The sequence below is a fragment of the Microcystis sp. M113S1 genome (assembly GCF_020246945.1).
In the GTDB taxonomy this organism is placed as follows: domain Bacteria; phylum Cyanobacteriota; class Cyanobacteriia; order Cyanobacteriales; family Microcystaceae; genus Microcystis.
In genome coordinates this window covers 1-11,761 of the sequence record NZ_JADBSA010000408.1, presented here as the reverse complement: position 1 = coordinate 11,761, position 11,761 = coordinate 1, and the positions used below count along the sequence as shown (strand labels likewise).

The 11,761-nt window shown below is 42.1% G+C and carries 11 protein-coding genes and 1 pseudogene; 6 read left to right on the top strand and 6 right to left on the bottom strand.

Annotated elements, in window-relative coordinates:
• From IM319_RS20810 to IM319_RS20790, 5 genes and pseudogenes are all read left to right on the top strand, one after another.
• Nucleotides 1-673: pseudogene (locus tag IM319_RS20810) on the top strand (IS30 family transposase); the annotation flags it as partial.
• A 200-nt stretch (nt 674-873) separates the two neighbouring features.
• Nucleotides 874-2,409, top strand: coding sequence for a bifunctional phosphoribosylaminoimidazolecarboxamide formyltransferase/IMP cyclohydrolase (gene purH / locus IM319_RS20805; RefSeq protein ID WP_287736766.1), 1,536 nt, complete (start codon nt 874-876; stop codon nt 2,407-2,409).
• 587 nt (nt 2,410-2,996) lie between these two features.
• The gene (locus tag IM319_RS20800; RefSeq protein WP_002785632.1) at nt 2,997-3,272 is read left to right on the top strand and encodes a BrnT family toxin; all 276 of its coding nucleotides are present in this window, start codon (nt 2,997-2,999) and stop codon (nt 3,270-3,272) included.
• Nucleotides 3,235-3,510: a BrnA antitoxin family protein gene (locus tag IM319_RS20795; RefSeq protein WP_002756884.1), complete on the top strand. Its 276-nt coding sequence runs from the start codon at nt 3,235-3,237 to the stop codon at nt 3,508-3,510. The genes IM319_RS20800 and IM319_RS20795 overlap by 38 nt, the downstream gene beginning before the upstream one ends.
• A gap of 108 nt (nt 3,511-3,618) precedes the next feature.
• Complete coding sequence (locus tag IM319_RS20790) at nt 3,619-4,797, top strand: Shedu anti-phage system protein SduA domain-containing protein (RefSeq protein ID WP_187602909.1); 1,179 nt, start codon at nt 3,619-3,621, stop codon at nt 4,795-4,797.
• A gap of 316 nt (nt 4,798-5,113) precedes the next feature.
• On the opposite strand, the gene IM319_RS20785 is transcribed toward IM319_RS20790, so the two are convergent.
• The 5 genes from IM319_RS20785 to IM319_RS20765 all read right to left on the bottom strand — a co-directional run bounded on the left by IM319_RS20785 (nt 5,114) and on the right by IM319_RS20765 (nt 9,857).
• Nucleotides 5,114-5,455 carry a type II toxin-antitoxin system PemK/MazF family toxin gene (locus IM319_RS20785; protein ID WP_287736764.1) on the bottom strand — a complete coding sequence of 114 codons (342 nt, stop codon included), beginning with the start codon at nt 5,453-5,455 and terminating at the stop codon, nt 5,114-5,116.
• Nucleotides 5,455-5,700: a hypothetical protein gene (locus tag IM319_RS20780; RefSeq protein ID WP_002739747.1), complete on the bottom strand. Its 246-nt coding sequence runs from the start codon at nt 5,698-5,700 to the stop codon at nt 5,455-5,457. The genes IM319_RS20785 and IM319_RS20780 overlap by 1 nt, the downstream gene beginning before the upstream one ends.
• Nucleotides 5,701-6,007: 307 nt before the next feature.
• A complete protein-coding gene (locus IM319_RS20775) occupies nt 6,008-7,270 on the bottom strand; it encodes an NAD(P)/FAD-dependent oxidoreductase (protein ID WP_287736763.1) in 1,263 nt (420 codons plus the stop codon).
• Nucleotides 7,267-8,226 carry a hypothetical protein gene (locus IM319_RS20770; protein WP_287736762.1) on the bottom strand — a complete coding sequence of 320 codons (960 nt, stop codon included), beginning with the start codon at nt 8,224-8,226 and terminating at the stop codon, nt 7,267-7,269. The genes IM319_RS20775 and IM319_RS20770 overlap by 4 nt, the downstream gene beginning before the upstream one ends.
• Entirely contained in the window at nt 8,226-9,857 is a 1,632-nt protein-coding gene (locus IM319_RS20765) for an MBOAT family O-acyltransferase (RefSeq protein ID WP_287736761.1), read from the bottom strand. Before IM319_RS20765 ends, IM319_RS20770 begins: the two co-directional genes overlap by 1 nt.
• A gap of 162 nt (nt 9,858-10,019) precedes the next feature.
• On the opposite strand from IM319_RS20765, the gene IM319_RS20760 reads away from it, so the two are divergent.
• Nucleotides 10,020-10,991, top strand: coding sequence for an FkbM family methyltransferase (locus IM319_RS20760; protein WP_287736760.1), 972 nt, complete (start codon nt 10,020-10,022; stop codon nt 10,989-10,991).
• Between the two features lie 154 nt (nt 10,992-11,145).
• Here the strand turns inward: IM319_RS20760 and IM319_RS20755 are convergent, their stop codons facing one another.
• The gene (locus tag IM319_RS20755; RefSeq protein ID WP_286826349.1) at nt 11,146-11,571 is read right to left on the bottom strand and encodes a hypothetical protein; all 426 of its coding nucleotides are present in this window, start codon (nt 11,569-11,571) and stop codon (nt 11,146-11,148) included.
• Nucleotides 11,572-11,761 lie beyond the last annotated feature (190 nt).

Here is an 11,761-nt window from a genome sequence, read left to right as displayed (position 1 = left end):
GAATCTCTCAGTCACGAAACCATCTATCAAATGATCTATCAAAACTATCGAGACTGTGGAAAGTATCAAGAATACCTACGCGGCCAGACGAGGAAAAAGAAAGAGTCGAAATGGAGCCAAAAGCAAGCTTGGAGGGATTCCGGGGCGTGTAGATATCTGCGAGCGACCAGCAATTGCTGACCAGAAAACCGAAATCGGTCATTGGGAAAGTGACACAATGATTGGAGGAAATCATCTAGGAGTTCTCGTTACTCATGTGGACAAAGCCTCGAAATTTTTAGGAGCAGGATTAGCCAAAAACAAAACCGCATCGGAAATCAACCCTTGTCACCGAAAAACTTTTCCAAGAGATTCCCCCTGACAAAAGAAAAACCTTTAATTGTGACAAGGTCAAAGAATTTTGTGGACATCAAGAGTCTCGTGAAGAAACTAGGAGCAGATTTTTATGAGTGCTACTCCTTATCATTCTTGGGAGAGGGGATTAAACGAGCATACCAAGGGACTGTTAAGACAATTCTTTCCCAAGGGAAAGAATTTGAAACTTGTTAAGCCAGAGGAGGTAGAAAGAGCCGTAAACTTAATTAACAATCGTCCTCGAAAATGTCTTGACTATCGTACCCCGAATGAGGTATTCTATGAAGGTAGATCAGACAGTGATGCAATTCAGAATTGAATTGCCCCCCTGAAAAATCCTGTATTTTTTAACAAGTCAGACTAAATCTTTCCAGGAGGAGTTTAAAAAATCTCTTGGCATAAGTTGATATTTGAGAGACGAAAATATAGAAGCAGCTGATTATTTACTAACCTACTTTTTTTAATTTTTAACGGGTTAGGGCTGGGATATACTGAAATTGTTGCTTATAGATCACTACTATGGGACGTTTAGCGCTGATCAGCGTCACTGACAAAACCGGAATAGTTGACTTTGCCCGTCAGCTAACAGAAGAATTTGATTTTGAAATTATTAGCAGTGGAGGAACCGCAAAAACGCTCCAATCGGCGGGAATTCCCGTGATTAAAGTGGGAGAATATACAGGATCTCCTGAAATCTTGGGCGGAAGGGTGAAAACTCTCCATCCTCGCATCCATGGCGGTATTTTGGCTAGACGGGATTGGGAGTCAGATTTAGCGGAAATGGAGGCTAATCAAATTCGTCCTTTTGATTTGGTGGTGGTTAATCTCTATCCCTTTGAACAGACGATCGCTAATCCTGATGTTACCACTGCTCAGGCGATCGAACAAATCGATATCGGTGGTCCGGCGATGTTACGCGCCGCAGCTAAAAATTTCGCCCATTTGACTGTCATCAGTAACCCGAAGTATTACGAGCAGTATTTAAGCCAATTACGGCAAAATAACGGCGAAATCTCCCGAGAATTCCGTCAAAAAATGGCGGGGGAAACCTTCGCTTTAACCAATGCCTACGATGGTGCGATCGCATCCTATTTCGCCAGCTTAAACGGGGAAACGACTCGCTTTAATTTGGCAGGAAATGCCCTGCAAACCCTCCGTTACGGCGAAAATCCCCACCAAAGTGCCAGTTGGTACGGCAGCGGTACAACGGCTCAAGGTTGGGCAAAAGCGACCTTATTACAGGGAAAAGAACTAAGTTATAACAATTTAGTCGATTTAGAAGCAGCCCGCCGTTTAATCGCCGAATTCGGACCAGAAGAACCTGCCGCCGCCATCCTGAAACACACTAATCCCTGTGGGGTGGCGATCGGTGGTAGTTTAGTGGAAGCTTATACTAAAGCTTTTAATGCCGATTCTACCTCCGCTTTTGGGGGTATTGTTGCCCTAAATCAAGCCATAGATGAAGCAACCGCTAAAGAATTAACGAAAACCTTCCTAGAATGCGTGGTTGCCCCCGATTGTAGCCCGGTCGCCCGGGATATCCTCGCTAAAAAGTCAAAAGTAAGGATTTTAACCCTACCAGATTTAAGTCAGGGGGAAAAACAAACGGTAAAAGTTATCGCCGGCGGTTTTCTAGTGCAAGCATCGGATGACGTGATAGAAACCCCGGACGAGTGGCGCGTGGTGACGGAAAAACAACCCACCCCCGCACAATTAGCGGAATTACTGTTTGCTTGGAAGGTATCTAAGCACGTTAAATCTAACGCTATTGTGGTGACAAAAAATCAAACTACTTTAGGTGTTGGTGCGGGGCAAATGAATCGCGTTGGTTCGGTAAAAATTGCCCTCGAACAAGCGGGAGAAGCGGCCAAAGGTGGCTATTTAGCTAGTGATGGTTTTTTCCCTTTTGATGATTCTGTTTGCACGGCGGCCCAGTTTGGTATCGAGGCAATTGTTCAACCCGGAGGTTCTTTAAAAGATCAGGATTCAATTAATGCCGCTAATGAGTTAGGTTTAATTATGGTCTTGACTGGAATTCGTCATTTCTTGCATTAATACACAGTTAGGGTGTGTTATTGCTTAAATTAACGCACCCTAACTTTGTATTAATTATCAGTTAATTTCCCCTATTCAATAGTCTTAAATTTGCCAAAAGCGCGAGGATGTCCAGCTTTTTGGGAACAAAGAAAATAGCGCTATGTCTGGCTATTTATTCAGGTCATTTTCTGAAATGCTTTGGACAAAAATTGACCAGACTTGGCGATTAATGTTTCCTCTCCAACCATTAAGAGTGTCAAAATAATAGTAAAATTTTGTGACAAAGTGCAGTCATATCTAAGAATCTTTGCTAGAACCCTAGAAAGCTTCTGTGATCAGTCTCCTTAAAGGAGATTGTTTGCAGTAAGCTCATCTGGTTAACAGGCTTTTGGGTGTGATATACAGAAAGTTGACCCATATCGTTACTCTGGAGAGTGTTATATAGAAAGTTGACCTGTAATATGTAGTTATGCGGCAAGTCCAAGGGCGAGGACAGTGGCTTGAAGTTGCTTGCGGGGCATTCATTGACGATAAAAATTGCTTGGCATGGATAGCTGTAACGACAATTTATAACTACAATTGGTTATTGTAGCTGTCGTTCGGTTATGGAATATGAATGGGATGAAGCAAAACGTCTTGCTAATCTTCGTAAGCACGGAATAGATTTTACCGATGTTCCAGCCGTGTTTGATGGGGATATCGTAACGGTTGAGGACGATCGTTACGGTTATGGAGAGCAGCGTTTTGTTACATTCGGTTTGTTGCAAGGGCGAGTGATTGCCGTTGTCCATACAGAACGTGAAGATTGCACCCGTATTATTTCTGCAAGAAAAGCGACGAAATATGAACAACGAACCTACTTCGAGCAACTCTCAAACTGATTGGCAACGATTGGATGCGATGAGCGATGAAGATATTGATTTATCAGATTGTCCAGAGATTACGCCAGAAATGTTTGCTAAGGCGGTAGTGCGGCGGGGTTTACCTGCTACAAAAGCCAAGGCTCAAGTTACACTCCCCATTGATAGCGATGTATTAGAGTGGTTTAAGTCTCAAGGGCGTGGCTATCAAACACAGATCAATCAATTGCTACGAGCGTATATGGAGGCACATCAATAACAGGCAGATTCATGTTTTTGTATTTGAAAACAAGGATGGCAGCGGCATAATGGGAACGTTGGGCGGAAAACAGGTTCGCTATGAAACTTAAGGATGCTGAGGCAACACATGATCGATAATAGTCTCTGGCGGGGTCTTCTGGCCTTTTACGGCATTTTGATCGAAAAACATTCCAATTGTGAAGAGGATTATCAAAACCTTTTTGAGAGTCATCCTATCCTCTTTATTGGCCTAAAAGCAAAGAGTCCCAGATCATTTGAAAAACGCTCGCCAAATAAGTTGCCATACGACGAAGATCTAAGATTTACACCAGAACCTGACTTCATCTGCCTTGATGAGATGTCAAATGCAATAATCATTGTTGAGTTGAAGACGCCATTTGTTGGCAAAATTTCCACGGAAAGATCTGATGGGAATAGGGCAAAACTAACTTCCCGGGCAGAAACATATATTTCTCAATGTTCCGAGTACTGTCGTTCAATTATCGGCAATAAGGAGACTCGTGATTACTTGTGTTCACTATTTTGCATTGACAGGATATCCGAGGTTAGGGCTAAGTTGCTATACGCACTATCGGAAGACAATGATCTTCCTTTAATCGAATCATTATGTTCCCAAAGAATCCCTCGGATCGAGATAATAACCTATGATCTCCTATTTAATCGACTTTGCGATCTGTGCGCGATAGGTAAATCAATCCCCTATGGGCAGCCTGGTTTGACCTGCGTGTACCACCTATCGATAGACACTTATCAAGTTAATGATATCCCAGTATTGACCAAGATCACAGGGGACAATGGTGACCAATTAATTGCAACTTATTGCTCGGGGACGCTTTACTTCTCGCTCATTAAAGAGGACGGGGAAACCAGAAAACTCAAGGGGCCCATTGATCCAGATGTGAACAGTTACGTCAAACTTGAGTATGCACACTCTGATGCAGGCTCCTACTTTTCCCTGTCCATCAACGATGCCGTTACTGACGCACATATCTCCACTGTATCAATGCCATTTGCCCTGACGAACCCCGTCATTGTATTTGGTGCAGACAGATCAGGCGGGAATGGGATCTGCTGTAAACTCCATGAACACTATATATGTGGATCAATTATGAATATTTCCGATTCGCTTGGTTCATATCACTATCACCAACGCAAGAAAGGAAACCTGGCTGGCGTTGTTTTTGGTGGATCTCAGTTTCTCTATACAGGAAATAACAACTCCTTGATACAGGATGATCCTAAGCATAGACCAACGTATCACAATCCTGCCCAACAAGGCGGTTAACTGGATGACGCTTTGCGGTGCCAGTGCGATGCCAAAGGCACTGCGTAGCAGATCGCCGATCTTGTAGGGTGCGTCCCCTAATATGGATACTACTGCTCCACCGATCGATTTTGGGGAACGCACCATGCACATTTATTGAGGCTGTGAATTTAAGTGCGATGCTGAAGGCACTGGTTAGTCTATCGGCGCGTTACGAGGGCAAGCCTAATCGTAATCAAATTCAGAATGGTACAGTCACACGAAGGGGGCATTGGAACAGTGGAAGAATGCAAACTAAAACCTGGGCTTGGAGCGCAAATTGGTGAAACTATCTTCATTACAGTCCCATTAAGATTCTCAGTCTGTCTTCAACCAATGCCAGGGTTTCTGAGGATACAGTTCCCCATCGCTTCTCAAGTCGTTCTACTGAGATTGATCTTACGTCCTCGCACTTGATAAAACTTGGCATTTTCACTCCTCCCTCTGGAGGTTCCACTTTTAGGTGAAAAGGGATTCCTTTGTCTTTAGAAGTTACTGGCAAAACAACAACTAAGCCAGATGCACCCTGATTAAACAGGTCTGCTGAAATCACTAAACATGGACGCTTACCAGCCTGTTCATGCCCCCTTACTGGATTAAGGTCTGCTAGCCATATTTCTCCTCTGGTAATTTTTGCCACTACCCTTCTACTCCATCAGCGAGAGTTTGCTCCCATGTCTGCCTTTCAGAAATTTCCTCTTGCCATAAAGTCTCATTCTTCCTTAAGGCGGCGAAGGCTTCATTCGCTTGAACTAGAAAAACATATCTGCGATAATTTTCGATGGCTTTGTCTAATACTGTTGGGAGCGTATCCCCAGAGGAGTCAACGAGTGCTAACAGCGTTTTGTGAGCAGCCTCACTAATGCTAATTTTTAATTCAGGCATACTTTTCTCTCGTAGCTTGTGTAGGGCTATTGTAGCCAATTGTGTAAGGGCTAACAACCCGGTTGGATCGGACAGTTGAGAGGCTTTTCGTTGATCGCTATGGTCGATCTGCTGCCGCTAAACCAGAACGTTAGACCGTAGAGATATTGAGTCTTTGCAACTACTTCAGCTCCTCTAATTAGTTTTTATTGCTTCGTTCTATGGCGGTTCTCACACCTGTGTGGCACATTTAAACCTTTGCTGATTAAGCTTTTTAACATCGATAATGTACCTCTTGTGAACAGGAAACGCTATAAAAACTGATTATTTATTCTCCCTTTTGCCTTTTGCCTCTCCTGATATGTAGCCTATACTCAACGGATTTAGTATTAGATAACACCTGTGAATCACGGAGTCGGAGAAGAATTTTTTTTGCCCAATGTCGAAACACTTTCAACTGATGGCGTTTGCTGGGTAAACGCAGAATATAGACAAAGCGACGCATTATATCGGCTAATTTACCACTAATATTAATGCCAAAACTGGAGACAAGGGCTGATTTTTTGCCCAAGGTTAACATATCTCCTAAATGCAGATAATAATAGGGTTGGGGCGATTTTTTTCTGATCACTGCCGAGATATTTTTGGCTACTACACTGGCTGCTTGATAGGCTGCTTGTGCTGTGGCAGGAATTACCTGTTTACTAGGATAAATTTCGGCTATATCCCCAACGGCAAAAACTTCGGGATAGTCGATTAATTGTAAACTGGAACGGGTTAATAATTTGCCTTGTGCTGTTTTCTGACAATCTAAATTATTGATCCAATCCTGTGCTTGGGTTCCTGCTGTCCACAATAATAAATCAATGGAGATGACTTCATTTGTATTATCTTTAAATACGGTTATGGAATTAGCTGCAACTTCCTTTAATCCTGTGTTTAAATAGAGATTAACATTCTTGGCTAAAAGGGAACGATAGGAAGCAACACGCACCGATTTAGGGAAGTTTTGCAGTATTTCCTCGTTCTTTTCCACTAGATGAACTTTGCCTTTTTTTCCTAAACGATCAGCCACCTTACAGGCTAATTCTACCCCATTGGGACCGCCGCCAATAATTGCTAAATTAATTGAGGATTTTCCTTGAGTTTCTAGGTTATAAATTGTCGTTTGTAATCTTTCCACATCCTCTAAACTCCGAAAAGTCAGCCCATAATCGGCTAACCCTGGTATAGCCGGCCAACGATTCCGCACTCCCACCGCTAAAACGAGGTTATCATAATCTATAACTTCCTCATTTTCTAAATATACTCGATGATTGTTTAAGTCAATATTACTGGCTTTTTGAGTTTTTAAATTAACCTGAGTTCCTGTTAATAATTGACGGTAGGAGGGGGCAATTTCCCAGCGTTGTAATTCTTCTGTAATTAGTTCATAGAGAAGGGGAGTAAAGAGAAAATGGTCTTTCGGTTCGACTAAAGTTATTTGCCATTGACCCGATTTTACTGCTGTTAATCGACTCAGATCGAGTGCCGTGTATAACCCTCCAAAACCACCCCCCAGAATGCAAATCTTAGTTATAGGTTTATTCATGGATTTTTATTCTCGGTTGTGTTTAAGATGGGTTTCAGTTCCGAAACTAATTGTTCTGAACGAATAATTCTCGCCGGGGGCAAAAGATGATAGTGAGTGTCAGCAAAAATAGTAGAATCGGTCTTAATATTCAAGTCTTTTGGGTCATAAATTGTTGGCACAACCCGACTTAATTCTTCAGCCGACTTGCGAATATTAGCAAAGGTTTTACCATCATTTTTAGCATAAACCCAGGGCAAAGAAACCACTAAAGTCGCCCCTTTTGCTTCTAAATCTTTCTTGAGTTTTTCAATCAATTTAATTGAATGAGGAGAAGCAGCAGTATCAAAGGTCATTTGCCACCATTTCCCCGTTCTTTCTTTAACTATAGTCGGATCACCTGTATTAGTCATTGGATCGGAAAGATAACCCGTCATTCTGCCTTTGGTGAATAAATCAACCATCGATTTAGTGACTGGACGCATCCCCGGAATACCTAATAACCAAGTATCCTCGATCATGGTTTTTAACGGTATCCCACCTAACCCGGGTTTGCCAATAGCGACGCTAAAAGGTGCAGACCCCCAAAGTCCTTCGCCGCGATTAAAACCGTCCTCATCCATGAGCATGAGATATTCGGGAATCAGCAGAATTACGTCCCCTTGGCGCGCTTTTTCGAGAATCATAGCGGCAATGACATTTAACCCGATATCCCCCTGTAAACCGAAGTTAACCACAGGCATTCCCAATTCTTTGGCCATTAATTCCGAATTTATGCTATAATGCGCTCCCGATCCTGCCGTGACGATTAAACGCCGCGGTCCTTCGACCCTAGCTGCGATCGCTGATTTTTCGTTGTACATCATCCGCAACCAGCTTAATTCGCCGCCGTAGATGACATTGTAAACAAAGCCGAGGGACCAAGCGACTCCCAGAGAGGCTAACCAGGGGAAAGGGTTAAAGGATTTAGTATTCATCAGAATTCAAAGTAAATAAAGTCACCGGTATTAGTGGAAGCTAGGAGAATAGTTAAAACTAGCAATATTTTAGACAGCCAAGGAGATAACAATAGTTCATATTCAAACTTTTTCTGAGCAATAGCCAGATGTTCGAGGATTAAAACAATGATACCAAGAACTAAAGCAACGCTTAAAACTGCTCCTTGATTGAGAGTATAGGAACTAAAAATCTCAGCGATATTAGCTAAGGAATAATTGAAAGGATTGGCAATAACTAGCATTTTACCGATTAATCTTCTGGTGTTAACCTCCATGAAAAAGAGACAACCAAAAATGACAGCCAATTGCGTTAAAGCCCAGGAGACAATTTGCGGCGTTTTCTCCTGTAAATTTGAGGCGAAACCCCTCCACTTGTGGTACCATTTCATTTGCACTAGCCAGACCATAATGTAGTAAAAGGCTAGGGAGACGATGAAAACGAGGAAACTGGTGCGAATGGCGTAATAAAACAGGATCAGGGACAGTGCCGCTAATAGGACTTGCGGCTGAAAAACGTATTTTCCGACAAAAGCATAGAAAGGTCGGCCCAGATAACGCAGTAATAATAATAATGCCCCGTGGTAAGCACCCCAAAAGATGAAATTCCAAGCTGCACCGTGCCAGAAACCAGAGAGAGTAAAGGTAATGAATAGATAAAAAGGCGCCCAATTTTTATTGGAACCCATCAGGGGTAAAAACACATAATCCCGAAACCAAGTGCTAAGGGTAATATGCCAACGTCGCCAAAATTCGTTAATACTTTGGGATGTGTAGGGGGCTAAAAAGTTTAATTCTAATCTAACGCCGACAAAATAGGCTAAACCAACAGCAATAAAGCTATAACCACCGAAGTCAAAATAGATTCTCAGGCTGAATAAAAAGGCCTCAAACCAGATATACCAAGCATTGTCGATCATGTTATCTAATTTGATGTAGGGCGCAATGTTATCGGCGAGGACAAATTTCATAAATAAACCGAGGGAAAGCCAACGCAAACCCTTCTCGAAGTTTTCTCCTGTAAATTTGAGGCGAAATCCCTCCATTTGTGGTAATAAATCCCGGCGACGCTCGATCGGACCTGCGACAATTTGCGGGAAAAAGGAGATAAAATTGACATAATCGAGGACGGCTAGGGGTTTCTTTTTCTTTTCCCGCAGGGAGTCCACCACGAAAGCCACCATCTGGAAGGTATAGAAGGATACCCCCGGCGGTATTTGGCTAGGCACGGGAATCGGAGAAAGTTCCTTCCAGTTAGGGGGGAGGGAAACGAATAATCCGATGATTTCCTGCACAAAAAAGCCGAAATACTTGAAGTAGGCCAGGACAAGAATATCGATGACGATAACGATAGTAGCTAGGAGATTCGCTTTCCAGCCGCTCATTTTCAGCACTAGCCAGACCATAATGTAGTTAAAGGCTAGAGAAACGATGAAAACGAGGAAACTGGTGCGACTGGCGTAATAAAACAAGATTAGGGACAGCACCGCTAATCCGACCTCATCAAAAACACCTCGCCAGAGATTGAAGGACTTCGCTATATAGCGTGCCGTTAAGAAAGGAACACTAAAAAGGATTAATATCCACCAAAATATAAAATCAGAGTAATTCAAGGCGTGTTAACTCCTGATGGTCTGTGTTACCTTGTTTGAGATGGGTTTCCTGACTTCTGATGCTCAGAGACGAGGGATTTTCTTGACAAGTCTATCAAACTTTGTCAGACTTGTCCATAAAATTACCTTCATCCATCCTAAAAAATCGAGGCTAGACAAGCAATGCTTTACCAAAAACTGTTAGATGTACATAAACGCTATCGGCAATTTAAGACTTACCCCCATATCACCGATGAATATTGGTCTAGTCAGTTGGCAGAGCATAATATTAATCCCAATTATGTAGAATATGATACTAAGTCTGGTCAACTTTTTTACAAACCATTAGGGATCAGTTTAAGCAAAAATAAGCAGGATTTCCTCTTAGGTAGCAAAGTTTTTAACAAAGCTAACGCACTAAAATCTCTAGCTGATTGTAAATTTTATATCGATGAGCAACAGGAATTAATTATCGAGATCGATGGAGTTAAGTTAATTATCGAGACGGGACAGGATTTAGATATCGTCCATGAAATTTTTCTTTTAGGTGTATATAATTTCCTCTATGACAAGCCCTGTGTAGCGATCGATATTGGTATGAATACGGGTTTTGCTAGTCTCTTTTTTGCCAATCGAGCTAATGTAAAAGCTGTCTATAGTTACGAACCTTTTAAGGCTACCTACGACCAAGCTTTAAGAAATTTTGCCCTCAATCCTAATCTAGCGGAGAAGATTAAAGCTTTTGATTATGGAGTCGGCGCTCGGGATGAAATTATTCAAGTAGAATACGATTATGCTGTCAAAGGGAGTGTCGGAATTACGGGAATTGACGAGCAATTAAAACCTTTTGCCTCGAAACAAACCGCTACAGCCAATTTAATTCTTAAACCTTTCACCGATGTGTTTAAAGGTATTACCTCTGATTATCCCGACATCGATATAGTTGCCAAGATTGATTGTGAAGGTTCCGAATACGAAATCCTCGATTCTTTAGCGGCAACTGGTCAATTGGGACAGATGAAAATTATCATGATGGAATGGCATAAAAAGGGTCCCGATGCTTTAGTTAAGCATCTGCAAGAATTCGGTTTTATCATCTTTTCCAGGATGCCTCGCAGTAAAAATGTCGGCACTTTGTATGCGATTAAACCCTAAAGTATAGGAGTGAGGTGATGGGGAGATAGGGCAATGGGTAAATGGGGAAATTTTAACTAATACCCCAAAACCCCAATACCTTCTAACTGATAACTGATAACTGATAACTGATAACTGATAACTGATAACTGATAACTGATAACTGATAACTGCTTTACTGTGCTTGACAATAGGTATTAAAAGCTTCGCCAGTTTCTTTTTCTAATTGTCCGGCCTTTCTTACCTTTTCCTGTGCTAATTTTGCCCCGTTTTTATCGCGAGTTTCGATAACTTGAATTATCTCACGAGTGGCCGTGGCATAATCTTCGTAAACTTGAGCGAAAGCAGTCTTATATTTATCTAGTTCGGTATCCTTCAGGGCTAATTTTTTCATATTTTCCGCGGCCTGTTCGATTTTATCGGCGGCTAATAGCCAACTTTTTTGGTCAATTTCTCTCCCTTGACCGTTGGTTAAGGATTTGGTTTCTTGGGCTACTTCGTTGGCAATCCGATAGATTTTTTGACATTGAAACTGTTTACTATCAGCACAACTTGCTAAAAAAGTCAAGCCTATAAATGTTAAGATTATTTTGTTATTCATAGCAAGGTATTCGAGAGGATTCTAGAGAAGCTTATAGCAGTAAACTATCAGCCTCTAAGTAGGGTCTGCTGAAAAAGTTTTTCGGTGGGGGTTGGGGGTTGGGGGTTGGGGTGTGGGGTTTTACCCATTTTCAGGTGGTCAATTACCTAATTTTCAGGGAAAAAGTCCCTGAATTTTCCCCCCAATCACT

Bases quoted from the DNA above. Each gene is read 5' to 3' on its own strand.
- purH (WP_287736766.1), top strand. From the start codon at position 874: ATGGGACGTTTAGCGCTGATCAGCGTCACTGACAAAACCGGAATAGTT.
- IM319_RS20795 (WP_002756884.1), top strand. From the start codon at position 3,235: ATGAACAACGAACCTACTTCGAGCAACTCTCAAACTGATTGGCAACGA.
- IM319_RS20775 (WP_287736763.1), bottom strand. From the start codon at position 7,270: ATGAATAAACCTATAACTAAGATTTGCATTCTGGGGGGTGGTTTTGGA.
- IM319_RS20800 (WP_002785632.1), top strand. From the start codon at position 2,997: ATGGAATATGAATGGGATGAAGCAAAACGTCTTGCTAATCTTCGTAAG.
- IM319_RS20760 (WP_287736760.1), top strand. From the start codon at position 10,020: ATGCTTTACCAAAAACTGTTAGATGTACATAAACGCTATCGGCAATTT.
- IM319_RS20790 (WP_187602909.1), top strand. From the start codon at position 3,619: ATGATCGATAATAGTCTCTGGCGGGGTCTTCTGGCCTTTTACGGCATT.
- IM319_RS20770 (WP_287736762.1), bottom strand. From the start codon at position 8,226: ATGAATACTAAATCCTTTAACCCTTTCCCCTGGTTAGCCTCTCTGGGA.
- IM319_RS20780 (WP_002739747.1), bottom strand. From the start codon at position 5,700: ATGCCTGAATTAAAAATTAGCATTAGTGAGGCTGCTCACAAAACGCTG.
- IM319_RS20755 (WP_286826349.1), bottom strand. From the start codon at position 11,571: ATGAATAACAAAATAATCTTAACATTTATAGGCTTGACTTTTTTAGCA.